The 26,305-nt window shown below is 72.4% G+C and carries 27 protein-coding genes; 15 read left to right on the forward strand and 12 right to left on the reverse strand.

Going from position 1 to position 26,305, the window contains the following annotated elements; genetic code table 11:
* Positions 1 to 91: 91 nt before the first annotated feature.
* From NYO98_RS02440 to NYO98_RS02460, 5 genes are read right to left on the reverse strand one after another with little or no spacing between them, the layout of a single operon-like run.
* On the reverse strand, positions 92 to 1,048 hold the full coding sequence (locus tag NYO98_RS02440; RefSeq protein WP_268109925.1) for a ketopantoate reductase family protein: 957 nt from the start codon (positions 1,046 to 1,048) through the stop codon (positions 92 to 94).
* Positions 1,049 to 1,068: 20 nt separating this feature from the next.
* Positions 1,069 to 1,668, reverse strand: coding sequence for a dihydrofolate reductase family protein (locus tag NYO98_RS02445; protein WP_268109927.1), 600 nt, complete (start codon positions 1,666 to 1,668; stop codon positions 1,069 to 1,071).
* Positions 1,665 to 2,243 (reverse strand): TIGR03086 family metal-binding protein, encoded by a 579-nt coding sequence (locus NYO98_RS02450; RefSeq protein ID WP_268109928.1) that lies wholly within the window; start codon positions 2,241 to 2,243, stop codon positions 1,665 to 1,667. Before NYO98_RS02450 ends, NYO98_RS02445 begins: the two co-directional genes overlap by 4 nt.
* Positions 2,243 to 2,764, reverse strand: a complete 522-nt coding sequence (locus NYO98_RS02455) for an SRPBCC family protein (RefSeq protein WP_268109929.1) — start codon at positions 2,762 to 2,764, stop codon at positions 2,243 to 2,245. Before NYO98_RS02455 ends, NYO98_RS02450 begins: the two co-directional genes overlap by 1 nt.
* Positions 2,761 to 3,123 carry an ArsR/SmtB family transcription factor gene (locus NYO98_RS02460; RefSeq protein WP_268109930.1) on the reverse strand — a complete coding sequence of 121 codons (363 nt, stop codon included), beginning with the start codon at positions 3,121 to 3,123 and terminating at the stop codon, positions 2,761 to 2,763. The genes NYO98_RS02455 and NYO98_RS02460 overlap by 4 nt, the downstream gene beginning before the upstream one ends.
* Positions 3,124 to 3,248: 125 nt before the next feature.
* On the opposite strand from NYO98_RS02460, the gene truA reads away from it, so the two are divergent.
* Both truA and NYO98_RS02470 read left to right on the forward strand, forming a co-directional pair.
* Positions 3,249 to 4,085 (forward strand): tRNA pseudouridine(38-40) synthase TruA, encoded by an 837-nt coding sequence (gene truA / locus NYO98_RS02465; RefSeq protein ID WP_268109932.1) that lies wholly within the window; start codon positions 3,249 to 3,251, stop codon positions 4,083 to 4,085.
* Complete coding sequence (locus NYO98_RS02470) at positions 4,078 to 4,674, forward strand: class I SAM-dependent methyltransferase (RefSeq protein WP_268109933.1); 597 nt, start codon at positions 4,078 to 4,080, stop codon at positions 4,672 to 4,674. The genes truA and NYO98_RS02470 overlap by 8 nt, the downstream gene beginning before the upstream one ends.
* Before the next feature lie 9 nt (positions 4,675 to 4,683).
* On the opposite strand, the gene NYO98_RS02475 is transcribed toward NYO98_RS02470, so the two are convergent.
* From NYO98_RS02475 to NYO98_RS02485, 3 genes are read right to left on the reverse strand one after another with little or no spacing between them, the layout of a single operon-like run.
* Positions 4,684 to 5,616, reverse strand: a complete 933-nt coding sequence (locus tag NYO98_RS02475) for an aminoglycoside phosphotransferase family protein (protein ID WP_268109934.1) — start codon at positions 5,614 to 5,616, stop codon at positions 4,684 to 4,686.
* Between the two features lie 47 nt (positions 5,617 to 5,663).
* Positions 5,664 to 6,410 (reverse strand): sortase domain-containing protein, encoded by a 747-nt coding sequence (locus NYO98_RS02480; protein WP_268109935.1) that lies wholly within the window; start codon positions 6,408 to 6,410, stop codon positions 5,664 to 5,666.
* 30 nt (positions 6,411 to 6,440) lie between these two features.
* Positions 6,441 to 7,703, reverse strand: coding sequence for a cytochrome P450 (locus NYO98_RS02485; protein WP_268109936.1), 1,263 nt, complete (start codon positions 7,701 to 7,703; stop codon positions 6,441 to 6,443).
* Positions 7,704 to 7,800: 97 nt separating this feature from the next.
* On the opposite strand from NYO98_RS02485, the gene mgrA reads away from it, so the two are divergent.
* From mgrA to NYO98_RS02510, 5 genes are all read left to right on the forward strand, one after another.
* On the forward strand, positions 7,801 to 8,835 hold the full coding sequence (mgrA, locus tag NYO98_RS02490; RefSeq protein ID WP_268109937.1) for an L-glyceraldehyde 3-phosphate reductase: 1,035 nt from the start codon (positions 7,801 to 7,803) through the stop codon (positions 8,833 to 8,835).
* Positions 8,832 to 10,220, forward strand: coding sequence for an FAD-dependent oxidoreductase (locus NYO98_RS02495; RefSeq protein WP_268109938.1), 1,389 nt, complete (start codon positions 8,832 to 8,834; stop codon positions 10,218 to 10,220). Before mgrA ends, NYO98_RS02495 begins: the two co-directional genes overlap by 4 nt.
* A gap of 94 nt (positions 10,221 to 10,314) precedes the next feature.
* Positions 10,315 to 11,430 carry a neutral zinc metallopeptidase gene (locus tag NYO98_RS02500; RefSeq protein WP_268109939.1) on the forward strand — a complete coding sequence of 372 codons (1,116 nt, stop codon included), beginning with the start codon at positions 10,315 to 10,317 and terminating at the stop codon, positions 11,428 to 11,430.
* A gap of 128 nt (positions 11,431 to 11,558) precedes the next feature.
* Positions 11,559 to 12,293: an N-acetyltransferase gene (locus NYO98_RS02505; protein ID WP_268109940.1), complete on the forward strand. Its 735-nt coding sequence runs from the start codon at positions 11,559 to 11,561 to the stop codon at positions 12,291 to 12,293.
* Positions 12,294 to 12,525: 232 nt separating this feature from the next.
* Positions 12,526 to 13,224, forward strand: coding sequence for a class I SAM-dependent methyltransferase (locus NYO98_RS02510; protein ID WP_268109941.1), 699 nt, complete (start codon positions 12,526 to 12,528; stop codon positions 13,222 to 13,224).
* A gap of 60 nt (positions 13,225 to 13,284) precedes the next feature.
* Here NYO98_RS02510 and NYO98_RS02515 read toward each other — a convergent pair whose 3' ends face one another.
* Entirely contained in the window at positions 13,285 to 14,835 is a 1,551-nt protein-coding gene (locus NYO98_RS02515; RefSeq protein ID WP_268109942.1) for an LVIVD repeat-containing protein, read from the reverse strand.
* Positions 14,836 to 14,987: 152 nt separating this feature from the next.
* On the opposite strand from NYO98_RS02515, the gene NYO98_RS02520 reads away from it, so the two are divergent.
* Positions 14,988 to 15,683 carry a DUF305 domain-containing protein gene (locus tag NYO98_RS02520; RefSeq protein WP_268109943.1) on the forward strand — a complete coding sequence of 232 codons (696 nt, stop codon included), beginning with the start codon at positions 14,988 to 14,990 and terminating at the stop codon, positions 15,681 to 15,683.
* Positions 15,684 to 15,770: 87 nt separating this feature from the next.
* Here the strand turns inward: NYO98_RS02520 and NYO98_RS02525 are convergent, their stop codons facing one another.
* Positions 15,771 to 16,235 carry a hypothetical protein gene (locus NYO98_RS02525; RefSeq protein WP_268109944.1) on the reverse strand — a complete coding sequence of 155 codons (465 nt, stop codon included), beginning with the start codon at positions 16,233 to 16,235 and terminating at the stop codon, positions 15,771 to 15,773.
* Positions 16,236 to 16,526: 291 nt separating this feature from the next.
* Between NYO98_RS02525 and NYO98_RS02530 the strand changes: the two genes are divergently transcribed.
* The 3 genes from NYO98_RS02530 to NYO98_RS02540 all read left to right on the forward strand — a co-directional run bounded on the left by NYO98_RS02530 (position 16,527) and on the right by NYO98_RS02540 (position 18,924).
* Entirely contained in the window at positions 16,527 to 17,732 is a 1,206-nt protein-coding gene (locus NYO98_RS02530; RefSeq protein WP_268109945.1) for an IS110 family RNA-guided transposase, read from the forward strand.
* Between the two features lie 300 nt (positions 17,733 to 18,032).
* The gene (locus NYO98_RS02535; protein WP_268109946.1) at positions 18,033 to 18,476 is read left to right on the forward strand and encodes a hypothetical protein; all 444 of its coding nucleotides are present in this window, start codon (positions 18,033 to 18,035) and stop codon (positions 18,474 to 18,476) included.
* An 82-nt stretch (positions 18,477 to 18,558) separates the two neighbouring features.
* Positions 18,559 to 18,924 (forward strand): VOC family protein, encoded by a 366-nt coding sequence (locus NYO98_RS02540; protein ID WP_268109947.1) that lies wholly within the window; start codon positions 18,559 to 18,561, stop codon positions 18,922 to 18,924.
* A gap of 103 nt (positions 18,925 to 19,027) precedes the next feature.
* Here the strand turns inward: NYO98_RS02540 and NYO98_RS02545 are convergent, their stop codons facing one another.
* Both NYO98_RS02545 and NYO98_RS02550 read right to left on the reverse strand, forming a co-directional pair.
* Complete coding sequence (locus NYO98_RS02545) at positions 19,028 to 19,477, reverse strand: hypothetical protein (RefSeq protein ID WP_268109948.1); 450 nt, start codon at positions 19,475 to 19,477, stop codon at positions 19,028 to 19,030.
* Positions 19,478 to 19,639: 162 nt separating this feature from the next.
* Positions 19,640 to 21,046 (reverse strand): HNH endonuclease signature motif containing protein, encoded by a 1,407-nt coding sequence (locus NYO98_RS02550; protein WP_268109949.1) that lies wholly within the window; start codon positions 21,044 to 21,046, stop codon positions 19,640 to 19,642.
* A 190-nt stretch (positions 21,047 to 21,236) separates the two neighbouring features.
* Here NYO98_RS02550 and NYO98_RS02555 point away from each other — a divergent pair, with 190 nt between their 5' ends.
* Genes NYO98_RS02555 through NYO98_RS02570 form a run of 4 tightly spaced genes read left to right on the forward strand, consistent with a single transcriptional unit; the run spans position 21,237 to position 26,291 of the window.
* Complete coding sequence (locus tag NYO98_RS02555) at positions 21,237 to 22,916, forward strand: ABC-F family ATP-binding cassette domain-containing protein (protein ID WP_268109950.1); 1,680 nt, start codon at positions 21,237 to 21,239, stop codon at positions 22,914 to 22,916.
* Positions 22,913 to 23,938, forward strand: a complete 1,026-nt coding sequence (locus NYO98_RS02560) for a GNAT family N-acetyltransferase (protein WP_268109951.1) — start codon at positions 22,913 to 22,915, stop codon at positions 23,936 to 23,938. Before NYO98_RS02555 ends, NYO98_RS02560 begins: the two co-directional genes overlap by 4 nt.
* A gap of 56 nt (positions 23,939 to 23,994) precedes the next feature.
* Positions 23,995 to 25,020, forward strand: a complete 1,026-nt coding sequence (locus tag NYO98_RS02565; RefSeq protein ID WP_268109952.1) for a glycosyltransferase family protein — start codon at positions 23,995 to 23,997, stop codon at positions 25,018 to 25,020.
* Complete coding sequence (locus tag NYO98_RS02570) at positions 25,017 to 26,291, forward strand: glycosyltransferase (protein ID WP_268109953.1); 1,275 nt, start codon at positions 25,017 to 25,019, stop codon at positions 26,289 to 26,291. Before NYO98_RS02565 ends, NYO98_RS02570 begins: the two co-directional genes overlap by 4 nt.
* Positions 26,292 to 26,305: the final 14 nt, after the last annotated feature.

Here is a 26,305-nt window from a genome sequence, read left to right on the forward strand (position 1 = left end):
CCCGGGGGGAGGAGCGGTGGCCCAGCCACGTTCCGGCCGCAGGAAATGTGGCCCGCTCACCGCTCGGGGCTCCCGCGCCGCCGCCCGGCGGTCAGAGGCGAGCGAGGACCTCGCCCGCGTCGAGGCTGCGGGGGGCGCCGCCGGTGGCGGTGAGGAGGCGGGTGGCGGCCACGACGGCGTCGTTCACGGGCGTGGGGACGCCGTGCAGGCGGCCCTGGAGCACGACCTCCCCGGCGAGGTAGTCGATCTCGGAGTCGCCGGTGCCGCGGGTCAGGCTCTGCCAGGTGGAGCCGCCGCGGCGCTCGAGGTCGGTCCGGCGCTGGAGGATCGAGCCGCGCCGCGCGCGGTCCTCGGCGGCCGTGACGACGGTGAGGCCGGCCGCGGCCAGCACCTGCTCGCCCTCCTCCTGCGCGCGCTGGGCGAGCTCGTCGGCCGCCTCGCCCTGGGCGAACGACGCGTCGACCCCGTTGCCGAGGTTCATCACGAGCTTGCGCCGCTTCAGCGCCATGATGTCGTCGCGCTCCTCGGACGCGATGCCCGCCACCCCGAGGTCGGCGGACACGGCCGCGGTGGTCTCGTCGGTGCCGCCGGGGAACCGGCCGATGTCGAGGATCGCCGGGGTCGGGTGGCACGACGCCACCACCACGCCGGGCTCGAGGTGGGTCGCCGGCAGCATGACGCAGACGGCGTACGTCCTCGCGAAGAGCCGCAGCGCGGCCGCCTCCGTGGCGATGCCGTTGGTGGCACACACGACGGGGACGTCGGCGGGGGCGTGGGCGCGGAGGTCGGCGAGCGCGACGGACGCCTGGTGGGACTTGACCGCCAGCAGCACGACCGTGTCGTCGGTCCACCGGACCTCGGCCGCGGTGTCGGTGGCCGGCGTGTCGATGCGGTGGCGGCCGTCGCCGGCATCGAGCACCAGGCCCTCCGCCCGGATGGCCTCGAGGTGGGCGCCCCGCGCGACCAGCGTCACCGCGTGACCGGCGCGCGCGAGCGTGCCGCCGACGACCCCACCGACGGCGCCGGCGCCGTAGACGACGTACCTCATGTCGTCGACCCTACGAGGGGTCAACGACGCACGCGGAACCGGAGGTGGAGCACGCGGTCGCCCTGGATGACGACCTCCGGGTCGTCGAGCAGGTGCTGGGTCCGGATCGAGCCGAAGTAGCGCTTGCCGGTGCCGAAGACCACCGGCACGACGTCCATCGCCACCTCGTCGACGAGGCCGAGGGCGAGGGCCTGCCCGCCGACGTCGCCCGCCGCCACGGCCACCGTCCGGTCGCCGGCCAGCTCACGAGCGGTGGCGACCGCGGCGGTCACGTCGTCGACGAAGTGGTACGACGCCTCCGGGTGCCACCCCTCGGGCCTCGGCCGGTGGGACACCACGACGACGTGGTCGCCTGAGGGGGGACGCCCCTCCCACCCGTTCGTGAGGTCGAACAGGTGGCGGCCGATCACCATGGTGCCGATGGAGTCCCACACGGGGCGGACGTAGTCGTACGACGTCTGCGACACCCGCAGGCCGCCGGGCGCAGGGTCGTCCATGTCCTGGGCGGACAGCGGCCGGTCCCCGTTGAAGTACCAGTCGAACAGGGGGCCCGGGTCGTCGTGGAGGTCGGCGATGAACCCGTCCAGCGACACCACGTTGTTCATCACCACGGTGCTCACGGGGTGCCTCCGACGGCGGGGCGCCAGGCGGGGTCGCGCCCGACGAAGCCCATCAGCCGGTCGACGACGGGGGCGTCGTCGGGCACCGGGACCGCGGGGCCGTACTGCCCGGAGTCGCGCAGCACCTGCTCGATCGGGCGCATCCCCGCCAGCAGCTGGGCGGCGAAGTCCTCGTCGAGCCCGGCGTCCTGGCCCCCGGCACGGGCGAGGTCCCACGAGTGCATGAAGACGTCGGCGGTGTAGAACCGGTCGACGGCGTCGGCGAGCCGGTGGGTGCCGGCGCGCGGATGGGTGAAGGGCTCGTCGCCGCGATGCTCGAGGGCTCGTTGGACGGCGTCCGTGTGGTGCTGCCACGCCGCGAGCGGGTCGTCGTCCACCGACGGGCCCGCGGGCAGCTCGACGCCGCCGCTGGCCAGGAAGGGCGGGAACCAGCCGACGAGGTGGCCGACGACGTCGCGTGCGGTCCAGCCGTCGACCGGGGCCGGGGCGGACCAGTCGGGGGTCTGCGCCACCAGCCGGCCGAAGCCCCTGGCGACCGCGGCGTGGCGCTCGGCCGGGGCGTCGGGGAGCGCCATCAGAGGGCGCCGTCGGCGAGGAGGCGGTCGATCGCGGCGTAGCCGTCGTTGACGCCGACCTCCATGCCGCTGCGCAGCCAGGCGTCGCGGTCCTCGAAGGAGTCGCAGAGGCTCACGGCGTGGAGGCGGGTGCGGCCGTCGCCGAGGTCCTCGAAGGTCACCGTCTCCAGCGAGACGCCGTCGGGCATGCCCTCCCAGGTGAACGTCTGAACGATGCGGTCCTCGCGCACGGTGTGGAAGCACCCGCGGAACGCGGTCTCGAACTCCTCCCGACCGTCGCTGCCCCGCGCGGTGTAGCTCCAGCTGCCGCCGTCGCGGGCGTCCCAGTGGGTGATGTCGGCGCCGACGCCGTCGGGCCCGACCCACTGCGCGAAGAGCTCGGGGTCGGTGTGAGCCCGGAAGAGCTGGGCGGGGGTGGCCGCGAAGTCGCGGCGGACGTGGATGGCGGGCACGTCGCTGTCGGCCTCGATGGCGGCCTCGGGGTAGCGCGTGGCGGCGTCGCCGGTCTGCACGGTGGTCATGATGCGGTTCCTTCCTTCTCTGTGTAGCTCGGGTTGTCGTCGTCCTGCATCCGCGCGAGCACGGCGTCGAGGCGCGCGAAGCGCTCCTCGGCCTGCTGGCGGTAGCGCTCGATCCACTTCGTCATGAGGTCGAACACCTCGGCTTCCAGGTGCACGGGACGTCGCTGCGCCTCCCGCGTCCGCGTCACCAGGCCGGCGTCCTCGAGCACCTTGAGGTGCTTGGAGACGGCCTGCAGGCTCACGTCGTACGGCGCGGCCAGGTCGTTGACCGTGTGGTCGCCCTCGCTGAGGCGGGCCACCATGTCCCGTCGGGTCGGGTCGGCCAGGGCAGCGAAGACGCGGGAGAGCTGGTCGGTCACGGAGCACCTTCTTCAACTGATTGGTTGAATAGACCGTACGGCGACGAGGCTCGCGTTGTCAACCATCTGGTTGAACAACCTCGGGCGAGCGTGGCCGGTCGGCGACGGCGCCCTAGGATCGCTGCGTGCGCCTGCGGATCGACTGTGCCTACGACGGCGCCGACTTCTCCGGCTGGGCCGCCCAGCCCGGGCGTCGTACGGTCCAGGGAAGCCTCGAGGGAGCGCTGGCCACCGCGCTGCGGGTGCCCGAGGTGCGGGTCACCGTGGCCGGCCGCACCGACGCCGGCGTCCACGCACGCGGCCAGGTCGCGCACGTCGACGTCGCCCCCGAGGTCGTCGCCGCCTCCGCCGGGCGCTCGTCCGACCCGCCGCTCCACGCCCTCGCCCGCCGCGTGGACGGCATCCTGCCGCCCGATCTCCGCGTCCGTCGCGTGGTCGAGGCACCCCCGGGCTTCGACGCCCGCTTCTCGGCGGTCTGGCGGCGCTACGCCTACCGGATCGCCGACGCGCAGGAGCTCGCCGACCCGCTCGTGCGCGGGTACGTGCTGACGTGGGGGCGGCGGCTGGACCTCGACGCCATGAACGAGGCGTCCGCGCCGCTGGTCGGCCTGCGTGACTTCGCCTCCTTCTGCAAGCAGCGGGAGGGGGCGACCACCGTCCGCACCCTGCTCGACCTCGACTGGCGCCGTGACGACGCCGGCCTCGTCGTGGGCTCGGTGCGCGCCGACGCCTTCTGCCACAACATGGTGCGCGCCCTGGTCGGCTGCCTGGTCGCGGTGGGCGAGGGCCGGCAGCCGGTCGGCTGGCCGGCGGAGGTGATGGCCGGCCGACGGCGCGACCAGGGGGTGCGGGTGGTGCACGCCCACGGCCTCACGCTGGAGGAGGTCGGCTACCCCGACGACGACGAGCTCGCCGCCCAGGCCGAGCGTGCCCGAGCCCGACGAGAGGCGATCCATGACTGAGCACTACTTCTCCGCCGACCCCGGCGTGCCCTTCGAGCGGGAGAGCTTCACCGCCGAGCTGTGGGGCCACCCGCTGACCCTGAACACGGGCTCGGGGGTGTTCAGCCGCGGCCACCTCGACCACGCGACGGCGGTGCTGTTCAGGGAGCTCGAGCCGCCGGTGCAGGGCCAGTTCCTCGACCTCGGCTGCGGCTACGGCGTCATCGGCCTGGCGATCGCGAGGGCGGTGCCGCTGGCCAACGTGACCGGCGTCGACGTCAACGAGCGGGCACTGCTGCTCGCCAACGACAACGCCCGCGCCGCCGGCCTCGACTCGCGCTTCGTCGCCTGCCTGCCCGAGCAGGTGCCCGGCAACCAGGTCTTCGACGAGATCTGGTCCAACCCGCCCATCCGGATCGGCAAGGAGGCGCTGCACGAGCTGCTGCTGGCGTGGCTGCCGCGCCTCGCGCCCGGCGGCCGGATGGTCATGGTCGTGGGCAAGAACCTCGGTGCCGACTCGCTGCAGCGGTGGCTCACCGAGCAGGGCTGGCCGACGGAGCGCCTGGCCAGCAGCAAGGGCTTCCGCGTGCTGGAGACGCGCCGGGGCTGAGGCCCCGGGCTAGGGCCGGCCGTCGAGGAACATCCGCAGCCGGGTGTGCGTCTGGCCCGGGTCCTGGGGCAGGGCGCCGTTGATCGCGCGGCACACCCAGCCCAGGCGCATCGCGAGACGCGCGGCCTCGCGCAACTCGGCGTCGGTGAGCGGGTAGCGCTCGGCATAGGGGCGGAGGTACGCCGCCAGGTGCGGCTCGAGGTCCTCGGACCCCTCCTCGTCGTCGACGCCCCACGCGATGACGCCCTCCAACGTCACGGCGAGGGTGAAGAAGGGGTGGGAGACGCACGCGTCACCCCAGTCGAGCACCTGGTGCACGCCCGCACCGAGGAAGACCTGCCCGTCGTGCAGGTCGTCGTGCTGGACGGTCTCGCGGATGCCGAAGGTGGCCAGCCGGTCGCACAGGTCGGCGATCGCGTCGGCGTCCGGCAGCCGCGGGTCGAGGTCGTCGAGCTGCGCGAGGAGGGCGTCGTACGCCCCGGGCAGCGTCGGCAGGCGACGGTCGGGCAGCCCGGCGGCCAGCAGGGCGTCGACCTGGTCCTCGCACGCGACCTGGATGCGTGCGTACGCCTCGAGCACGTCGTACCAGCGCTCCAGGCTGCGCTCCTCGGGGATCACGTCGCGCAGCCGCGCCCCGGCGTCGGCGAGCAGAAGCCAGCCGGTGCGCGGGTCGCTGGCGAGCGGCGTCGGCACCCGCCCGTCCGAGAGCGGCGCGACCAGGGCGGTCACGGCCGCCTCGTGACGCATCGTCTCGTCGTTGGCCTTGAACCAGACGACCCCGCCGTCCGTGGGCACCCGCATGACGGTCGACCAGTCGGTCACGTGCGGCTGCTCGACCGCGCCGACGACCGAGCGGCCCTGCTCGGCGAGCCGCGCGGAGATCCATGCGTGGGCCTCGTCGAGGAACCCGGGGTCGCGCCACCGGTCGCTGGGCTGGCTCATGGCGCGCAGTCCACAGGGTCGGGGAGGGCCGGGGCAACGGGGTTTCGTCAGGCCGGGCGGGTCGCGACGAGGACCCCGACCTTGTCGATGCGGTGCTCGGGGTTGTCGAACTCGTCGGACCAGTAGTTGCCGTTGGCGTGGTCCTCGAGGGTCGCGCAGGTGGAGAGGGTGATCATCGGCTGCGTGGCCGTCTCGCCCGGGCGGCCCGGCACCTCGGCCCGCTGGGCGCGGAGCGAGGCGGGCCGCCGGAACGACGTCCAGCGGGTGCGACGCACCTCGTAGACGAAGACCGTGTCGCCCGTGCGCACCTGGATGCGATCGCCCCTCACCAGCGACGGCGAGTAGCGCAGGGGAGCCGTCCCGGTGAGCCGGTGGCCCGTGACGATGTAGTTGCCGACCTCGCCGGGCCCGGTGCCGCCACGGGGGCCGCGCGGCGAGGCCATCTCGCCGGCGTTCTGCAGCGCGGTGCCGGGGGCGTCGTCGGAGGTGCCGCGATAGCGCACGACGGGGAAGTCGCGCAGCCCGATCGCCGGGATGGTCACGAAGGAGCGGCGCGGCTCGGGAGCCGCCTCCGGCTCGTCGGTGGGCTCGTCGGTGGGCTCGTCGGTGGGCTCGACGGTGGGCTCGTCGGCAGGCGTCGTGCTGGACGGGCCGGTGGGTGGGCCGGTGGGCGTCTGGGCGGGCGTGCTCGTCGTACGACGCTCGCGCGGCGCCTGCGTCGAGGGCTCACCCGAGCAGCCGGAGACCACCGCGACGGCGGCCGCGGCGAGGAGGGCCACGAGTCGTCCTGCCACCCGCCCCACGGTACGCAGCGGGTGGTGGCCTCAGCCGAGCCGGACGGGCAGCGCCTCCACCCCGTGGACGATGGCGAGCTCGGTGAACCGCAGGTCGGCGGGGTCGCAGGCGAGCGCGAGGTCGGGGAAGCGGCGGGCGAGCGAGACGAGGGCGGTGCGCAGCTCCATGCGTGCCAGCTCCGCGCCGACGCAGCGGTGCATCCCGTGGCCGAACGCGAGGGTGCCCGCGACGGCGGAGGTCGGGTCGAACTGCTCGGGGTCGACGCGGTGCTCCGGGTCGCGCTCGGCGCCGGTCAACGAGACCAGCACGATGTCGCCCTGCTGGACGACCTGGTCGCCGACCTCGACCTGGTGGCGCGCGATCCGGGGGAACGCCATCTGCACGGGGCACACGAAGCGCAGCAGCTCCTCGACGACGCGGTCGACCTCGGCGGGCTCGCCCCGCTGGAGGGTCGCCCACGCCGCGGGGTGCTGGAGCAGGACCCAGGTGCCGAGCGAGAGCATGCTGGCGCTGGTCTCGTAGCCGCCGAGGAAGACCCCGTCGGCCAGGCCGCCGAGCTCGACGTCGTCGAAGTCGGCGCCGTGGTCGGCGACCATCCGGGCGACCAGCCCGTCCGGCAGGTGCGGGGAGCGGCGCTCGGAGGCGACCAGGTCGATGAGGAACTGCCGGGTGCCGGCGGCGGTGTCGAAGATGCCGCCGCCCGCGTCGCGCAGGTCGAACCGCGCGGCGCCGCGCCGTCGGAACTCCGCGCGGTCGACCTCGGGCATGCCGAGCAGGTCGCACATCACCTCGAACGGGACCTGGAAGCCGAACCGCTCGACCAGGTCGACCACCGGGCCGTGGGCGGCCATGTCGTCCAGTGCGGCATCGACGACGCGGTCGATGTCGACCTGGAGGTCGGCCAGCCGACGGCGGGTGAACCAGGGCGTGAGCACGCCGCGCAAGCGGGAGTGGTCGGGCTGGTCGGTCATGCCGAGCCCCCCGATCCGCTCGGCCGGGGCCCGGTCCTGGCGGCCGATGATGTCGCGCACGTCGTTGGCGAAGGACGTCGAGTCGGCCAACACGGCCCGGGCGGCGTCGTACCCCGTGACCAGCCAGACGCGGGTGCCCAGCAGCCGGGCCAGGCGCACCACCTCGCCGCGCTCGCGCGTCGCCGCCAGGCGGGCGACCGGGTCGACCCCGTCGCGCTCGAGGGGGAACCGGATGCCGGCCGGGACCCGGCGCACGTACGGCACCCGCCGTGCGGTCGACAGCGCGAGCTTGAAGGCGGTGCCGCGCATCGAGGAGGTCATGTGTCCAGTACACCCCGCTGCGCCGCTCGGGACCATCAGGTATCACCCCGGTCCAGCCCGGGCACGGCCCTACCCCGGACCGGGCAGGATGTGCGGCATGCCCTACGACGCAGCCCCCGACAGGTACGACGACAGCACCGGGATGCACTACCGGCGCACGGGCCGCAGTGGCCTGAGGCTGCCGGCGCTCTCGCTCGGCCTGTGGCAGAACTTCGGCACCGACCGGCCCGAGGAGACCCAGCGCGCGATCCTGCGGCGGGCGTTCGACCGCGGTGTCACCCACTTCGACCTGGCCAACAACTACGGCCCGCCCTACGGCCGCGCGGAGGAGAACGTCGGCCGCTACCTCGCCGACGACTTCGCCGCCCACCGCGACGAGCTGGTGATCTCCACCAAGGCGGGCTACGACATGTGGCCGGGGCCCTACGGCCAGGGCGGCGGCTCGCGGAAGTACGTGCTGGCCTCGCTCGACCAGTCGCTGGCGCGGATGGGGCTCGACTACGTCGACATCTTCTACAGCCACCGCTTCGACCCCGAGACGCCCGTCGAGGAGACGATGATGGCGCTCGACACCGCGGTGCGCTCGGGCCGCGCGCTCTACGCCGGCATCTCCTCCTACTCCCCGGAGCGGACGCGGGAGGCGGCGACGATCGCGCGCGAGCTCGGCACACCGCTGCTGATCCACCAGCCGTCGTACTCGATGCTCAACCGCTGGATCGAGGGCGGCCTGCTCGACGAGCTCGAGGAGCAGGGGATGGGCTGCATCGTCTTCACCGCGCTCGCGCAGGGGCTGCTGACCGACCGCTACCTCGACGGCGTCCCGGCGGACTCGCGTGCGGCACGTGACGGTTCGACGATCACGGGGCTCGACGACGAGACCCTCGAGCGCGTGCGGTCGCTCCACGCCATCGCGGAGGGACGCGGCCAGAGGCTGGCGCAGCTGGCGCTCCAGTGGGTGCTCCGTGACGAGCGGGTGACGAGCGCGGTGATCGGCGCCTCCAGCGTCGAGCAGCTCGACACCAACCTCGACGCGCTCGAGGCGCCACCGCTGACCGAGGCCGAGCTCGTCGAGATCGACCGCTTCGCCGTCGACTCGGGCGTGAACCTCTGGGCGAAGCAGACCGAGGAATGACGGGACCGCGCCGCGTCGTCGTCGTGGGCGCGGACGCCGTCGGCATGGGGGCGGCCCACCAGGCGCTCCGCACGGCCGCGAAGCGCGGCGAGTCGCTGGCCGTGACGGCGCTCGAGGCGAGCAGCCACACGTCCTACAGCGCCTGCGGCATCCCGTACTGGATGGCGGGCGACGTGGACAGCGGTGACGACCTCGTGGCCCGCACGGCCGCCGAGCACCGCGATGCCGGGATCGACCTGCGGCTCGGCACCGAGGTCGTCGCGGCCGACCTCGCTGCGCGGACGGTGACGACGGCAGCGGGCGACGTGCTGGAGTACGACGACCTGGTGGTCGCGACGGGCGCCCCCGCGGTCGTGCCCGACTGGGCGCGGCGCCCCGACGGCAGGACGTACGACGGTGTCGGCGTGGTCAAGACGCTGGACGACGGGGCCGCGTGGGTCAGCAGCTTCGCGGAGGCGGGACCGGGTGCGCACGTCGTGGTCGTGGGTGCGGGCTACGTCGGCGTCGAGGTGGCCGAGGCGGCACTGGAGCGGGGCTTCGGGGTCACCGTCCTCACGCGCACGCGGGGGATGGCGATGCTGGAGGACGAGATGTCCGACCTGGTGAACACCGGGCTCGTCGACGCCGGGGTCGAGCTCGTGCTCGGCGCCGAGGTCACCGGCCTCGAGGTCGACGGCGACCGGGTCACCGGCGTGCGCTGGGACGGCGGCACGCGGGAGGCCGACCTCGTGGTGGTGGCCGTCGGCGTCAAGCCGGCCACGGCCTTCCTCGAGAACGCCGGCCTCGACGGCAGCGGCCTGGAGCTGACCGAGGACGGCGCGCTGAGACCCGACCCGCACGGCCGGGTGGCGGACCACGTGTGGGCCGCGGGCGACTGCTGCGAGGTGCGGCGCCGGATCGACGACGAGTGGGTCTTCCGGCCCCTCGGCACCCACGCGGCCAAGCATGCGCGGGCGCTGGGCGACAGCCTGGCCGGCGGCGACCTGTCGTTCGACGGGATGGTCGACACCTCGATCACGCGCTTCTCGTCCAGCGGGGTCCACCTCGAGATCGCCCGCACGGGCCTGTCCCGCACGGATGCCGAGGCCGCCGGCCTCGACCCGCTGGCGCTGGTCACCGAGGGCACGACCGCGGCCGGCTACATGCCGGAGGCCGAGCCCATCGCGATCTGGGTGATGGCCGACCGCACGACGCGACGACTGCTCGGGGTGCAGGTCGTCGGCGGCCGCGGCGCGGGCAAGCGCATCGACACCGCCGCGGCCGTGCTGTGGGCGGGTGGCTCGGTCGACGACCTCGCCTGGATGGACCTGTCCTACGCTCCGCCCTTCGCGACCACGTGGGAGGTCCTGCAGATCGCGGCCCGGCGGGTCGCGGACCGCCTCTAAGGGGTGGTCCGGACCGGGCGATCGGCGCTTAGGTTGGAGGACCGCCCTCATCCGGACGGAGCACACCAGCACGCACCTCCCAAGGAGAACCCCTGTGAGCAGACACCTCCGGTGGCCCCTGGCGCTCGGCGCCGCGGTCCTCCTCCCGCTCGGATTCCTCGCCCCGGCCGCCACCGCGACCGGCGCCCCGGCCCCGAGCGCAGCACCGACGCAGTCCCGGCACACCCTCGTCGACGTGCCCGCAGAGGCGGCCCTGCGCGAGGCGGTCGCCCCCAGCGAGTGCGGCACGACGCTGCTCGACGACTACGTCGACGGCCTGTTCGCCGAGATGAGCGACGAGCAGTTCAGCTTCCTCGTCCAGCACCAGGACGCCCTGCTGTCCGTGCCGACCTACGACGCCCTCTTCTTCGGCACGGCCGGTGACCCCGCCTACGCCCTCGACTCGCACGCCCGGCAGCTGCAGAACACCTACCGCGACCTGCGGCGGTTCTGGGACATCGAGTCCGGCGACATCCAGCTGATGGCGATGCACAGCGACTCGCTGCTCGACGCCGCTCGTATCGCCCGCACCCTCGAGGCGATGGTCGACACCGGCGAGCTGGCCCCGATGACCGACGCCGCGATCGCGGCGGAGGCCCAGACGGTCGCCACGTACATGCAGGCGCAGGACGAGGCGTTCCAGGACAACCCGCTCTGGACGTTCAACGCCTTCGCGTTCTCCGGCGAGGGCGAGAGCGACCCGTTCATCGCCAGCCTGCCGGACAAGCTGATCATGGGTGACGGCATCCTCGAGGCGTACGACGCGATCGGCCTCGGCGACGTCGGGCCGCGGGCGATCCTGGCCCACGAGTTCGCCCACCACGTCCAGTACGAGCTAGGCACCTTCGACACCGGGCCGACCGACCCCGCAGCCGCCACGCGCCGCACCGAGCTGATGGCCGACGCGATGGCGTCGTACTTCGCCACCCACAAGAAGGGGCTGGCGCTGAACCGGAAGCGCGTCAGCGACGCCCTGCTGAGCTTCTACACGGTCGGCGACTGCTCCTTCGCCAGCCCCGGCCACCACGGGACGCCGTTGCAGCGCCAGCGCGCGGCGGACTGGGGCGCCGACCTCGCCGCCGCGGCCCAGCCGCGCAGCGCCGTGCTTCCGGCGGCGACCGTGATCGAGCTGTTCGACGCGGCCCTCCCGGGCATCATCTCGGGCAGCTAGCTAGCCCGCGCGGCACTCATCCACCATCACGCACCGCCCCCGGCCGACCAGGCCGGGGGCGGTGCTGCGTGGCTCGGGGCACCCGAAAATCCCGGGCGCAGGGGGTGCGGCTCGGACAGGATGGCGGCATGCACCTCGAGCTGGTCACCCTCGCCGAGCGCCCCGAGCTCATGGACACCTTCTGGGACATGGAGACGTCGTGGCCCGAGTTCATGAAGCACGACCCCATCGGCAACGGCTACTACGCCTCGCTCGACCACTTCCGGGAGTTCGTCCTCGTCGCCCTTGACGAGTCGGGGCGGATGGTCGCCAAGGCGCACTCGGTGCCGTTCCAGCTGCCCGAGGGCGAGCTGCCCGACGCCGGCTGGGACTTCGCCATCCGCAGCGGTCTGCTGACCGAGCTGTGGGGCGAGGAGCCGGACGCCGTGACCGCGGTCGAGATCGCGATCGAGCCGCGACTGCAGGGCTCCGGCCTGTCCGGGCGCCTCGTCGCCGCCCTGCGCGACAACGCGGCGCGCCTCGGCTTCCCCGAGCTGCTCGCACCCGTACGGCCCAACGGCAAGACCGACGTGCACGAGCCGATGGCCGACTACGCCTTCCGCACCCGCGACGACGGCCTGCCCGTCGACCCCTGGCTGCGCGTCCACGTCCGGGCCGGCGGGCGCATCGACCGGGTGGCGCCGCGGTCCATGGTCATCCCGGGCACGGTCGAGGAGTGGCGCGAGTGGACCGGGCTGCCGTTCGACACGACCGGCCCCGTCGTCGTACCGGGGGCCCTCGCTCCCGTCATGTGCGACGCCGAGCACGGCACGGCGACGTACGTCGAGCCCAACGTCTGGGTCAGGCACCCCACCGGCGGGTGAGGGTCAGGCGCCCGCGACCGCCTTGCGGACCTCATTGACGCACAGGGCGACGAAGGCGAGGGCGCACAGAGCCATCAGCACGTTGGAGTGCAGCTTGTTGCGCCACTCGGCCGGGGTGCGGTCGTCACGGCCGTGCGCGCGGCGGGGATCCCGCGCGCGCGTGTTGCTGGGCCACGGCCCGCCCCGGACGGCGTAGAAAGATCGGTATGTCTTCTCGGGGAACGAGGTCCTGATGCCGGCGACCGACTACGACGACTTCGCCCAGGCCTATGCGGTGAGCAACGAGTCCAACCTCTTCAACGCCTACTACGCGCGGCCGGAGATGCTGCGCCTCGCGGGCGACGTCTCGGGCCGTCGGGTCCTGGACGCGGGATGCGGGTCCGGCCCGATGGCGGCGGAGCTGCGCGCCAGCGGGGCCGACGTCGCGGGGTTCGACGCCAGCGCCGCGATGGTCGACCTGGCGCGGCGACGGCTGGGTGACGACGTGGACCTGCGCGTGGCGGACCTCCGTGAGCCGCTGCCCTACGACGACGCGGAGTTCGACGACGTCGTGGCGTCCCTCGTCCTGCACTACCTGGAGGACTGGTCGGGTCCGCTCGGCGAGCTGCGCCGGGTGCTCAAGCCGGGCGGTCGCCTGCTCGTGGCGGTGAACCATCCTGCGGCCTACGCGATCGTGTACCCCGACGCGGACTACTTCGCGCGCACCGAGTACACCGAGGACTACGTCTTCGACGGACAGACGGTGTGGCTGACGTTCTGGCACCGCCCGCTCCACGCGATGGCGGACTCCTTCGCAGCGGCCGGCTTCCGCATCGCCACCATCAGCGAGCCGCCTCCGGCCCAGGACACCCCGGCGGACGTCCTTCCTCCCGGGCTCGAGCCCGGGCAGTCGTTCATGTGCTTCCTCTTCTTCGTCCTCGAGGCCACCTGACGCGTCGGACCCCGGGGCCCGTCGAGGGCCCCGGGGTCCGATGTGGTGCGCGCCTGCAGGTCAGCCGTTGTAGGACGGCTGGGACTGCGGGTTGAAGACGTCCATCGGGTTCTTCGACGCGCGGTCGATGACCTTGTCATCGACCTTGATCACGTCGAAGCCCTTCTGGATGTCGTTGGAGTAGATGTAGCCGTTGTAGTAGTACGCCGACCACGAGCCGCCGATCTGGCCCGCGGGGAGGGGACCCCGGTCGAACCAGGCGATCTCCCGCGGCTTCTTGGAGTTGGTGAAGTCGAACACCGAGATGCCGCCCTGGTACCAGGCCTGCACCATGATGTCCTTGCCGTTCACCGGGATCAGCGAACCGTTGTGAGCCACGCAGTTCTCGGTGGACTGCTGGGTGCGCGAGATCTTGTAGTAGCTCTTGAACGCCAGCTGGCCGTCCTCGATGTCGTAGATCCCGTCGGCGCCGCGGTTGGGGCCGACCTCGGGGTTGCACGTCGCCGCACCGCCACCGCCGAGCTCGTCGGTGAACAGCACCTTGGTGCCGTGGTTGTTGAACGTGGCGGAGTGCCAGAAGGCGAAGTTGGTGGTGTCGCGCACCTGTTCGGTCACCACCGGGTTCTCCCGGTCGGCGATGTCGAGCAGGATGCCGTCACCCATGCAGGCGCCCGCCGCGATGTCCTTCGACGGGTACGCCGTGATGTCGTGGCAGCCGCTGGTCGTGCTGGACCCGTTGCCACCGGGGTTGCCTCCGTCGGCGAAGAGCACCGGCTCCGAGACCACCGCGGCGGTCTCCGGCGCGGCCACCGGGATCTTCACGACCGAGATGAAGTCGTGCGGCGGCTGGCAGTCGGGGAACGCCGCGTTGGGGCTGTAGGACGAGACGTAGGCGTAGAGGTTCGCGCCGTCCTTGCTCGGGGCGAGCGTGTGCGTGTGCGATCCGCAGTCGGTCTCGACCGCCGCGACGTACGTCGGGTTGGCCGGGTCGCTGATGTCGAAGACCCGGATGCCCTCCCACGACTCCTTGATCGTCGCGGACTGCGCGACGTTGTCGCAGGTGTTGTTGCTGCGGCTGGAGTCGACGCTCAGCACCAGCAGGTTGCCGGAGACCGAGATGTCGTTCTGCGAGCCGGGGCAGACGACCTGGCTGACGACCTTCGGCGCCTCGGGCGTCGAGATGTCGTAGACCATGAAGCCTTCGTAGTTGCCGGCGTAGGCGTAGTCGCCCTGGAACGCCAGGTCGCTGTTCAGCGCACTGGTCGTGGCGAAAGCGCCCTGCTTGGGCAGGTTGGCGACCAGCCTGGTGTTGGGACTCGAGGCGATCTCGCCGGCGGCGAGGTCGGACTCGAAGCTCTCCGTCTGCGCGAGGTCCTGGCCGGGAAGGCAGGCCTTCGCGAAGTTGTCGTCCGCCGCGTCGAGGCGGTCCTCACGGGCGTCGGTGCAGGGATCCTTGGGGCCGGCCTTCTCCTGGGTGCCGGTCGAGCTGCTGTCGTGGGTGCCGTGCGCGAGCACGGGCGCTGCGGACAGGGTGAGTCCGAGGGCGATGGCGCCGGCGGCGGCGACACCTGCCCCTCGGTGGATGGACGTGCGTCTCCGAGATGAGTGCATGAAGCCCGAGACCTTTCATGTCGACGAGCGCTCCGGGGTTTCCGAAACGGTCGACACCGTCGTACCGTGCGCAGGACGCACAAGTAAAGACTTTTCCATCGAAATGACGCGAGTGACCGGCGGAATCATCCGTGGTCACCTGAAGGAGAACCGTGCTCGGACGACTCTCCCGCCCACTGGCCGCTGTGGTCACGGGGCTGGCCCTCACCCTGTCCATGTCCGCGTGCACGTCGGACCAGCCTGACGCCGGAGCCCCCGCGAGCGCGGGCGACGACGGGTCGCCCGACGTGCTCCAGCCCGGCGGTCCCGGCGAGGAGAACGCGACGATCTCGCCCGAGGACGCCGAGAAGGCCGTGGAGCCGGAGTTCAACGAGGCCGACGTGGCCTTCATGCAGATGATGGTCCCGCACCACGCGCAGGCGATCGTGATGGCCGAGCTGGCCGACAAGCACGCCCGCAGCGACCGGGTCCGCGAGCTGGCCGCGCGCATCCGTGCGGCGCAGGGCCCGGAGATCCTGATGATGGCCGCCTGGCTCGAGGAGCGCGACATGGCCGTGCCGACCGCCGCGGAGGACCCGAGCGAGTGGGACCACAGCCAGCACGGTCACAACGGGATGGTCGGCATGCTCACCGATGCGCAGATGGAGAAGCTCGAGCGGGCTCGCGGCGCTGCGTTCGACCGGCTGTTCCTCCGCTACATGATCCAGCACCACTACGGTGCCATCGACATGGCCGACGACGTCGCCGTCGACGGCATCGACATCATGGTCAGCGAGGTCGCGGCCGACGTGGCAGTCACTCAGACGGCCGAGATCGACCGCCTGCAGGAGACGCTCGACCGCGTCTGAGCCGGCGGTCGGTCGGCTGCACGCCGACGCAGGTGACCGAGGCCCGGAGTGCTCTCCCACGAGCTGCGAGACGATCTCGGCGGAGAGTCACCCCACCCGGTTGTCGGCGAGCAAGGCAACGTTGCCGACGCGTCGCGCGGTCTTGCGCAGGAGGCCGCGCACCTCGTAGCGCTGGGCCAGGACCACGTCGGCACCGGTGTGATCGACGGCTCGCACCAGCACGGCGTCGGTGCGTCGGCCCTCGACGGTGATGTAGCCGTCCCAGGCTCCGCAGGCGCCGTCCACCTCAGGGTCCACCTCGGGGGTCCGGTCCTCGTCGTCCCCGGCCACGACGGCCTCCAGTCGCCGCTCGACCTCGGCCACGCCGTCCTCCAAGCGTTCGGCGACGAACCGGTGCAGGCTCAACCGGTCACCAGCGCGTTCGAAGCAGAACGGGATCAGTGGACCGCCGCTCACCTCGACGCTGTCGATGGCGTGGTCCAGGCCGGTGAAGGCCAGGTTCAGCAGCGGGTCGGCGTCGGGGTCGACGCTCACGGATTCCGGTGGGGCCATGCCGGTGATCCTCGCAGCGCGGCCATGGCTGCATAGCGATTCTCCGAACGCCTGATCGCGGCTACTAGGAGACTTTCCGCAGGATCGGTGTCTGGCCAGACTCTGATCTAGGTGATCGGCGGGACGCTCTCATTCGCGGCTGCCCACCCGCTCTTAGGTGTGGCTCTCATCTGGAATGCGACCCGTGGGTCACCGTGACGAGGCGTGGCTCAAGAGGGGTCTGCCCAGCTCGTAGTAGCACTGCCCACCTCGCCGTCCGAGTGGATGCCAGAACACAGATGAGGTGAGTAGATGAGCAAGACGAAGGGCGTGATCATCGGGGTCGACCCCCACAAGATGTCGGTGACGATCGAGGTCGTGGACACCCACGAACGGCTCCTCGGCAGCGGACGGTTTGAGACCACCAACGCCGGGTACGCCGCGATGCAGCGGTACGTGAAGCAGTGGCCCGACCGACTCTGGGCCGTCGAGGGAGCCAACGGCGCGGGCCGTCCACTGGCCCAACGTCTCGTCGCCGGCGGTGAGCAGGTCGTCGACGTGCCGGCCAAGCTTGCGGCCCGGGTGCGGCTGTTCGACACCGGCCACAACCGCAAGACCGACGCCCTGGACGCCCACTCGATCGCGGTCGTCGCGGTCCGCACCGAGGGCCTGCGGGTGGTGGTCGAGGACGGTGAGCTCGAGGCGTTGCGGATGCTCACCGGCCGCCGCGACGAGCTCGCCCACCAGCGAGTCCAGACGGTCAACCGGCTGCAGCGCCTCCTCAGCGAACTACTGCCTGGCCAGCGCAAACGTGACCTGTCCGCCGCCCAGGCCAAGGCGATGCTCGCGACCGTGCGGCCCCGTGACATCGCCGGCAAGACCCGCCGCCGGATGGCGGCCGAGGAGATCGCGGACCTGGTCGCAGTCGACGCCAAGCTCAAGCGAATCAAGGCCGAACTGAAGGCCGCGGTCACCGCCCGCGGGTCGCACCTGATGGACATCTACGGCGTCGGACCAGCTGGCGCGGCCCGCGTGCTGGCCGACGTCGGCGACGTGGCCCGGTTCGTCGACCGCAACCGGTTCGCGTCGTGGACCGGCACCGCGCCCCTGGACGCCTCATCCGGCGAGCAGACCCGCCACCGGTTGTCGCGGGCCGGGAACCGGCGGATGAACCACCTGCTGCACGTCGCGGCGATCGTGCAGATCCGCCACGACACCGAAGGCCGCGCCTACTACCGGCGCAAGCTCGCCGACGGCAAGACACCGGTGGAAGCACTGCGGTGTCTGAAGCGACGCCTGTCCGACGTCGTCTACCGCCAGCTCATCGCGGACGCTGGACGTGGTCAGCACGACGATGAGGCGGATCCGGGAGGGCACTGCGGGGCGACTCTTCAATCCAGCGCGGCCGACTTGCACCCGCTCATCGACACTTCGGATCAGCCACTTCCCGGACCCGCACAGCCGACGCTACGCCGAGCAGCAGTCGGCAGGAAGACCCTCGTCAGAAGCGCTCCTTGACACAGAGGGGAGCCAGATCCGGGCGAGCGTAGCCGCCCTCAACGCGGCAGATCCGGATGTCGAAAGTGCATAGGGTGGCCCCGGCCATCCCGGCAGGTAAGAGGGAGAGACGGGTTCCACCGAGAGGTGGAAGAAGTGCTGGGAAGTAGACCTCGCCTCCCCGCCAGCCATGGACTCATGGACGCTGACCTCGGTGTGGCAACGCTTCCGTAACGACCGCGGACAGACGACCACGCGACGCGGCACACTTCACCCACCACGACGCGAGGGGCTGGCGATTTGATGCGGATTCACGCAGCGGTGACGTTGCCCTCAGCACTTGCCTCTCTGGCGCTGACGCTCAGCGCGTGGGGAACCGCGACGGGAACCACCTCTGGCACCGACACCGACGAAGGTTCGCCGGTCATAGCCATGCCCGAAGAAGCCCATGACTACCCGTTGGCGCAGGTCTCGGGGCTGCTCGAACTCCGCGAAGGCTGCCTAGTTCTGGGTGGCGCCGTTGTGTTCTGGCCGTACGGAGCCGCGTGGGACGCGGAGAACAAGGCAGTGTCGTTTGAGGACTCACCGCAGTTCGAGGACGCAGCCGCAGCGCCGATAGGCGCAGTTTTCACCGGTGGCGGCGGCTGGTACCCGACCGATACTGCCTCCTTCAGGTCGTGGCGTGGAGATGAGCTCGCGGATTCCATCGAGAAGTGCCAGGAAGCGACAGGCATTAGCGGAGACGTGGTCTACGCCTATCCGTGAGGTGGCCGACGTCCGCTCATCGGCATGAGCGTGCACTCGCGTTGCGGCAGACTCGGTCTCGGTGCCCCCTACGATGCGTCCCGTGACCAGCCCGATCCAGCGCGTCGTTGGCCAAGTCTTCATCCCGGTGCGCGACATGGCTTCAGCCATCGAGTGGTACGCCGACCTGCTCGGCTTCGATCCCGGCACGAGTTCGCACGGGGGAACCATCTACGACATCCCCAGCGACGGCGAGACCAGGCTCGCCCTGGACGCCAACCGTCCCGACTTCCATGCGTCGGGGCCGCCGAGGTTCTTCCTGTGGACGCAAGACATGGCCGCCACGGTGCGGCACCTGGAAGACCTGGGAGTCAGGATCACGTCGGACATCGAGGACATCGGCAGCGTCTACTTCGTCCAGTTCGAGGATCCGGACGGCAACCCGCTGATGGTGTGTCAACGCCGCTGACGAGTGGCACCCTCGCCACGGAAGTCCGCCTGCGAGCGTCCGGATCTCGCCAGATCCGCGCGCTGACCGAGATCCGCGCGCTGACCGCGGCATGGGCGGATCCCTACGCGAACTCGGCTCCCGGGCCGTAGACGTGGTCGCGCACCACGGCGTCGTGGACAAGCACGTGATCCACGAGGGCCCAGAACTCGCCGAGAAGTGGGTGCTTCAACCCCTCCTCGCGGGACAACTTGCGCCCGAAAAAGGGCCTATCGGTGAACGCAGCCGCACCGGCGACGAGAGTCGCTCCGGGATCGGACTGCCCGGCGACGGGGCCGACCCGGCACCCGAACGTGAGGCGGTCATCCTCATCGTCGTCCCAGGTGGGGCTGAACACGCAGTCGATGAACACCTCGTGCCCGTCGTGGTGATAGCACGAGGCGATGTACACCGCGTACGCATGGCCTTCCCGATAGACGTATCCCTGGACGCGGCGGAAAGGCTGGGAGCAGTGGTCACAGGTGTGCTCCGAGATTGGCGGGCTGGCCTCGATCGCGAGCGCAGGGTCGGACACCCAAGGACCGTATCTCGTGGCAATCTGGTCGGTCGCACATCGGCACATCCGGTCGTCTTCCTTCGCAAACCCGCACCCGCCATCGTGGATGTATCCGTGCAGTCCGGCGGCTGACGTGCCTGTGGCCCCGCTACCTGGTGGGTGGCGGGGTGTGGGGCGGGGTCATGGTCTGCGCGGGCGTGGGATGCCGGGCGGGTCGGGTGGCTCGGCAGGATCGATCGGGCTGGTGCCGGTCTGGTCGCGTCGGTAGGTGTGGCCGTGGGGGCTGGTCCACTCGAACACCCCGGGCTCGGCCATCCGGTAGGTCCAGGCGGTGTGGGTCTTGAGCCGGTGGTGGAACCGGCACAGGCAGGCGAGGTTCCAGGTGGCGGTGGGTCCGGGTTGTGGTCGTCCGTCGGCTGCGGCGTCGTGGTCGTGCTCGGTGACGTGGTCGACGTCGCAACCGCGGGCGGGACGGGTGCACCACGGGAACACGCAGGTGCGGTCCCGGAGAACCACCTGCTCCCGGATCCGGTCGGGGACCTCGTAGGCCGGGGTGAACTGCTGGGCGTTGAGGTCGATGACCGGTTTGATGGTGACCTTGGTCCGCGAGTCGGCGCACCAGTCCCTGACCTGCTGCAGCAGGACCAGCCGCTGGCCCTCCTCCATCCACCCCGTCGGACCGAACACGGTCGCCTCGCCCGAGAAACCGGCGTCGAAGTGCGCGTGCAGCACGACCTCCCGTGCGGCAGGCAGGTGCTCGCGGTCCGCATCGGGGCCAGCGAGATCGAGGGCGGTCTGGGTGCGGGCCAGGGCGCCGAGGGCTGCGGAGCGGCGGGCCCCGAGCGGCGCCTGGGAGCCGAGGGCCTTCAGGGTGGCGGCGCCGTGGGCGAGTGCTCGGTCGAGGTCGACGGCGTCGGCGATGTCGAGCTCGGCCTCCAGCCGGATCGTCCCGGCGAAGTGCACGTCCTCGTCGTGGATCGTCACGTGGCGGGGGTCGACCGACAGGTAGCCGTCCTCCGGGTCCGCGGCCGGATCCGCTTCGGCGAGGTCGAAGCGTTTGATCGCCTCGGCGACGAGCCGGTCGAGCTGCGTCGGCCCGACCTTCCCGGCCACGGCGGCGACCTGTGCGTCCACGAACCCGGCCGCGTCCGGGGTCAGGGCGGGCGTCGCGTGGATGGTCCTCTCGGCCACCAGGCGGGCCCGCCAGGCAGGCACCCGCCCGGCCTGGACCAGCGCCCACAGCCGCGGGAGCCGGTGGCGCAGCTCGAGGGCGTGGCCGACGAGCTTCTTCGCCGCCGTCGTCGACACGCCCAGCACGCCACCGAGCTCGGCGAGGCAGAACTCCGCCACCAGTGGCGCACCCTCACCCGCGATGGGCTCCTCGTGCTCGGACCCTGGCACCGTGAAGGCCGCCGCGGAGTGGATCGACTCCGGGGGGTGCAGGTCCGCCCACCGAGCGGCGGTCACCAGGAGCTGCGCCGCAGCCATGTCCTCGGCGATCCTCTGGTCCCTGGCGAGCGCGAGCAGGGCCGAGGCGGTGAGGTCCTCGACCCCACCCGTCTCCAGCACTGCCGTCGCATCGATCATGTGTTCGATTGTATCCGGGACCACCGACAGTGACGGTGGTAGCGCACGGTGTGCCGGCTGACCTTCTCCGCCGGGTTTCGTGACGGGACTGCGTCCTCCTCGACCAGCGACGGCGCCCGCCTCGACCCTCACGGAGCGAGGCTGAGATAACCACGCGACGCCGGGCCGGGTGGCTTGCGAGAATCGCCTCGTGGGACACGTGGACGTCGCTGGAGTCAGGTACGAGCTGCCGGACGGGCGGGTGCTGCTCGACGACGTCAGCTTCCGGGTGGGCGACGGGCAGAAGGTCGCGCTGGTCGGCGCCAACGGTGCGGGCAAGACGACGCTGCTGCGGATCGTGACCGGGGACCTCAAGCCGCACGCCGGCGTCGTCACGCGCTCGGGGGGACTCGGGGTGATGCGCCAGTTCGTCGGCCACGGAGGAGCCGACGAGACCGTGGCCGACCTGCTGCTGTCGGTGGCACCGGCCGACGTGCGCCGGTGGTCGGAGGAGGTGGCGGCCCAGGAGCTGCGGCTCATGGACGACGACAGCGAGCCGGTGCAGATGGCGTACGCCGAGGCGCTGGGGCACTACGGCGACGTCGGCGGCTACGACCTCGAGGTGGTCTGGGACAAGGTCACCACCGCGGCGATGGGGATGCCCTACGACCGCGCCCGCTACCGCGCCCTCACCACGCTGTCGGGCGGCGAGCAGAAGCGCCTCGTGCTGGAGTACCTGCTGCAGGGACCCGACCAGGTGCTGCTGCTCGACGAGCCGGACAACTACCTCGACGTGCCGGGCAAGATGTGGCTCGAGGAGCGGATACGCGAGTCGCCCAAGACGATCCTCTTCATCAGCCACGACCGCGAGCTGCTCAACAACACCGCCACGCGGATCGTGACCGTCGAGCTCGGCAGCGCGGGCAACCTCGTGTGGACCCACCCCGGTGGCTTCGCGAGCTACCACCAGGCACGCGCCGAGCGCTTCGAGCGCTTCGAGGAGCTGCGCCGTCGCTGGGACGAGGAGTACGCCAAGCTGCGCGCGCAGATGCTGATGTACAAGCAGAAGGCCGCCTACAACTCCGACATGGCCAGCCGCTACCAGGCCGCGCAGACCCGGCTGAAGAAGTTCGAGGACGCCGGGCCGCCCACGGAGCAGCCGCGCGAGCAGCAGGTGAAGATGCGGCTCAAGGGCGGGCGCACCGGCAAGCGCGCCGTCGTGTGCACCGACCTCGAGCTGACCAACCTGATGAAGCCGTTCGACCTCGAGGTCTGGTACGGCGAGCGGGTGGCGGTGCTGGGCTCCAACGGGTCCGGCAAGTCGCACTTCCTGCGGCTCCTCGCCGCCGGCGGCAGCGACCCCGACATCGAGCACCAGCCCGTCGGCGTACCTCCGGCCCCGGTCGAGCACACCGGCAGCGCCAAGCTGGGGGCGCGGGTGCGGCCGGGGTGGTTCGTGCAGACGCACGAGCACCCCGAGCTCGTGGGCCGCACCCTGCTGGAGATCCTGCACCGTGGTGACGACCACCGCGACGGGATGGGTCGCGAGGCGGCCAGCCGGGTGCTGGACCGCTACGAGCTGGCGCACGCCGGCGAGCAGAGGTTCGAGTCCCTCAGCGGCGGGCAGCAGGCACGGTTCCAGATCCTGCTGCTCGAGCTCTCGGGCGCGACGCTGCTGCTCCTCGACGAGCCCACCGACAACCTCGACGTGCAGTCCGCCGAGGCCCTGGAGGCCGGGCTCGAGGCCTTCGACGGCACGGTGCTCGCGGTGACCCACGACCGGTGGTTCGCCCGCGGCTTCGACCGGTTCCTGGTCTACGGCGCCGACGGCGAGGTCTACGAGTCGGACGGCCCGGTCTGGGACGAGGGCCGGGTGACGCGCGCCCGATGAGTCCCGAGATCGCGCCGGTGGACCCGGCAGACGACGCCGCCTTCGCTGCCTGGCACCACGTGTACGGCGTCTCGGCGCGCCACGAGCTGGGCGAGGTGGCGAGCCCGTGGCAGCTCGAGGAGCTGCGGGCGATGATGCAGGGCGGCGGGACGCACAGCTGGTCCGGCGCGTGGTCGGCCGTCGCGGACGGGGTCACGGTGGGGGCGGGCTGGCTGCGGACGCCGCTGCTCGACAACCTCGAGCTCGCCGAGCTCGACGTCCACGTCCTGCCCGCGCACCGCCGTCGCGGCACCGGCTCTGCCGTGCTGGCCCACCTGGAGGACGAGGCCCGCTCGCGCGGGCGTCGCGTGCTGACCGGGCTCTCGGCGTGGCCGTACGACGCGGGGCCCGACGGCGAGGGCGCCGCGGGTCCCGGGTTCGCCCGCGCGCGGGGCTATGAGCTGGCCCTGCCGGAGGTGCAGCGCGAGCTCCGTCTGCCGGTGGCCGACGACCTGCTCACGGCGCTTGCCGCCGACGCGGCCGGCGCCCATCCGGCGTACACGCTGCGCTCCTGGAGCGGACCCGTGCCCGACGACCTGCTTCAGGGGTGGGCCGAGATCACCTCGACCCTCGTGACCGAGGCGCCCACCGGTGAGCTCGAGCTCGAGCCGGAGGCGGTCAGCACCGACGCGGTCCGCGAGCGCGAGGACACCCTGGCCCGGCAGGGGCGGACGAAGTACAACACCGTCGCGCTGTCGTCCTCCGGTGAGGTGGTGGCCTACTCCGACCTCGCCACGACCGTCCACGAGGCCGGACGCGCCTACCAGTGGGGCACGCTCGTGCGCCGCGAGCACCGTGGCCACCGGCTCGGCGTGGCGGTGAAGGTCGCCAACCTGCGGCTCCTGCAGGGCGAGCGTCCGGACGTGACCCGGCTGACCACGTACAACGCCGAGGTCAACAGCCACATGATCGCCGTCAACGAGGCGCTCGGATTCCAGCCCGTCGCCCGGCTGGGGGACTTCCAGAAGAAGCTGGACCCCTGACCGGACCCACGCTTTGGGGGGAGCACCGGTGTGTCCGACCTCGGCAGGATGAGCGCGTGCTCAGGCCGGCATCCCACCTCCGCGACACGCACCCCGCCGCGCCCCACCACCTCCTGCTGGGGCCGGACACGCACGGGGTGACCCGCTACGCCGGCGAGGTCGCCGGTGCTGCCCGGGCGCCCGTCGTCCGCGACGTCGCCGAGCTCGTGCCGGGCGCTGCGGTGCACCTGCACCTGACCGACCGGCTCCTGGGCCGCGAACCGCGCGACGCGGCAGCGGTGGTCGAGCAGCTCGCCCGGCGCGTGCGCCTGACGGTCACGCTGCACGACGTCCCCCAGCCGACCGACGGGCCCGTGTTCGCGGCCCGCGCGGAGGCGTACGGCCGCATCGTCCGCGCGAGCCACGCGTGGGCCACCAACTCGTGGCACGAGCACGCCCTCGTCGACCGCTGGAGCGCGTCGGGTGCCCGCGGGACCGTCATCCCGCTCCCGGTGCCCGTCCCGGAGAGCCTCGACACCCACCCCGGCCGGGCGGCGGTGGGCTCCGTCCCCACGGACCCGGTGGTCGGCGTCTTCGGCTTCGTCTACCCCGGCAAGGGCCACCGCCAGGTGGTGCGCGCGGTGGCCGCGCTGCGCCGGGCCGGGACGATGGCGTCCGTGCGGGTCCTCGGCGACGCCGCGCCCGGCCACGCCGACGAGGTCGAGACGCTGGTGCGGACGAGCCGGGCCCGCGGCGTCCCGGTGGAGGTCACCGGACGGGTGCCGGAGGGCGACCTCGTCGCCGCGCTGCGCGACGTCGCCGTCGGGGTGACGGCGCACCGCAACGTGTCCGCGTCCGGCAGCCTGAACTCCTGGATCGCCGCGGGCCGGCGCCCCCTCGTGCGCGACGGTTCGTACGCCCGGGAGATGGCCGCGCTCCGCCCCGGCACCCTCACCCTCTTCGACGACGCCACGCTGGTGCCGTGCCTCGATGCCGCGCTGCGCAGCCCCACCTCGACGTGGACCTCGCCCGCCGCCGACCTGGGGCCGCGGCTGGAGGACACGGCAGCCGCCTACCGCGCGTGGTGGGCGTCGGTCGGATGACCGCCCCGCCCTACGGCACCTCGGTGCCGGGCAACCGGTGGGACCTCGCGCCCGCAGCCGCGGAGCGACGACGCGTGTCGGTGGTCGTCACGCACTTCGAGCAGCAGGCCGAGCTCGACCGCACGCTCGCGGCGCTGCGCCGCCAGACCCGCCCGCCGGACGAGGTCGTCGTCGCCGACGACGGGTCCCGGCACGCCCCCGACGTGCCCGCCGGCGTGCGGCTGGTCCGGCAGGCCGACGACGGCTTCCGCGCCGCCGCCGCGCGCAACCTCGGCGTGGCGGCCAGCACCGGTGAGGTGCTGGTGCTGCTCGACGCCGACACCTCGCCCGAGCCGCACTTCCTGGAGCGCATGGTGGCCCTCCCCGAGGCCCTCCCGGAGGCGCTGGTGGTGGGGCGCCGACGGCACGCCGACCTCGCCGGCACCTCACCGGACGACCCGGTCGAGGACGTCGCGCCACCGCGCGAGCTGACCGAGCCCGCCTGGCTGAGCGAGGCGTACGCCGGCAGCCGGGACCTGCTCGACGCCGACGACACCAGCCACCGCTTCGTCATCAGCGCCGTCCTCGCGTGCAGCCGGTGGTGGTACGACGAGGTCGGTGGCTTCGACGAGACCTTCCGCAGCTACGGCGGGGAGGACTGGGAGTTCGCCCACCGCTCGTGGACGGCGGGCGGGCTGCTGGCGCACCGGCCCGATGCCGTCGCCTGGCACGACGGGCCCGACGCGGGAGAACGGGCCCACGACCCCGCCGCCCGCCGGGTCGAGACGACGGCGGTCGCCGACCGCACGTCGGCGCCGGGCACCACCTGGCGTGGGCTCGCGCGCGGCCCGGCCGACGTGGTCGTCACGTGCGCGCCGACCCTGGACGACACCGAGCTGCTGGTGACCGTCGACTCGCTGCTGGCCGCGCTGCCGCGCACCGTCGTACGCCTCTCCGAGCCCCAGCGCGAGCTGGTGGGCCGCGACCCGCGGGTGGTGGCCACTGACGCCTGCCTGCCCACGTCCGCGCGGGTCCACCTCGAGGTGCGGCGCGGCCTCCACGGGGACGCTGCGGCCTGGACGTCACTGCTCGAGGGCCTGGACGGCGGCACGGGGTCCCGCGAGGTCGCGGGCGGGTGCGCCGAGCTGCACGACCTGCGCCTGCAACGCCGCGCCGCGCGCTGGGGGCGCCCCGACCTGGCCCCTGCGGGACCACCGGTCGCCACGTCCCTGCACCCGTGGTCGGAGGACGTGACGCTGGCGTCGTGGCTCGGGGGCTGGGCGGGCGGATGACCCGGTCGCGTGCT

This window comes from Nocardioides pini (assembly GCF_026712185.1).
Lineage (GTDB): Bacteria > Actinomycetota > Actinomycetes > Propionibacteriales > Nocardioidaceae > Nocardioides > Nocardioides pini.

Bases quoted from the DNA above. Each gene is read 5' to 3' on its own strand.
- NYO98_RS02440 (WP_268109925.1), bottom strand. From the start codon at position 1,048: ATGAGGTACGTCGTCTACGGCGCCGGCGCCGTCGGTGGGGTCGTCGGC.
- NYO98_RS02450 (WP_268109928.1), bottom strand. From the start codon at position 2,243: ATGGCGCTCCCCGACGCCCCGGCCGAGCGCCACGCCGCGGTCGCCAGG.
- NYO98_RS02455 (WP_268109929.1), bottom strand. From the start codon at position 2,764: ATGACCACCGTGCAGACCGGCGACGCCGCCACGCGCTACCCCGAGGCC.
- NYO98_RS02470 (WP_268109933.1), top strand. From the start codon at position 4,078: ATGACTGAGCACTACTTCTCCGCCGACCCCGGCGTGCCCTTCGAGCGG.
- NYO98_RS02475 (WP_268109934.1), bottom strand. From the start codon at position 5,616: ATGAGCCAGCCCAGCGACCGGTGGCGCGACCCCGGGTTCCTCGACGAG.
- NYO98_RS02485 (WP_268109936.1), bottom strand. From the start codon at position 7,703: ATGACCTCCTCGATGCGCGGCACCGCCTTCAAGCTCGCGCTGTCGACC.
- mgrA (WP_268109937.1), top strand. From the start codon at position 7,801: ATGCCCTACGACGCAGCCCCCGACAGGTACGACGACAGCACCGGGATG.
- NYO98_RS02495 (WP_268109938.1), top strand. From the start codon at position 8,832: ATGACGGGACCGCGCCGCGTCGTCGTCGTGGGCGCGGACGCCGTCGGC.
- NYO98_RS02505 (WP_268109940.1), top strand. From the start codon at position 11,559: ATGCACCTCGAGCTGGTCACCCTCGCCGAGCGCCCCGAGCTCATGGAC.
- NYO98_RS02510 (WP_268109941.1), top strand. From the start codon at position 12,526: ATGCCGGCGACCGACTACGACGACTTCGCCCAGGCCTATGCGGTGAGC.
- NYO98_RS02515 (WP_268109942.1), bottom strand. From the start codon at position 14,835: ATGCACTCATCTCGGAGACGCACGTCCATCCACCGAGGGGCAGGTGTC.
- NYO98_RS02525 (WP_268109944.1), bottom strand. From the start codon at position 16,235: ATGGCCCCACCGGAATCCGTGAGCGTCGACCCCGACGCCGACCCGCTG.
- NYO98_RS02530 (WP_268109945.1), top strand. From the start codon at position 16,527: ATGAGCAAGACGAAGGGCGTGATCATCGGGGTCGACCCCCACAAGATG.
- NYO98_RS02550 (WP_268109949.1), bottom strand. From the start codon at position 21,046: ATGATCGATGCGACGGCAGTGCTGGAGACGGGTGGGGTCGAGGACCTC.
- NYO98_RS02560 (WP_268109951.1), top strand. From the start codon at position 22,913: ATGAGTCCCGAGATCGCGCCGGTGGACCCGGCAGACGACGCCGCCTTC.
- NYO98_RS02570 (WP_268109953.1), top strand. From the start codon at position 25,017: ATGACCGCCCCGCCCTACGGCACCTCGGTGCCGGGCAACCGGTGGGAC.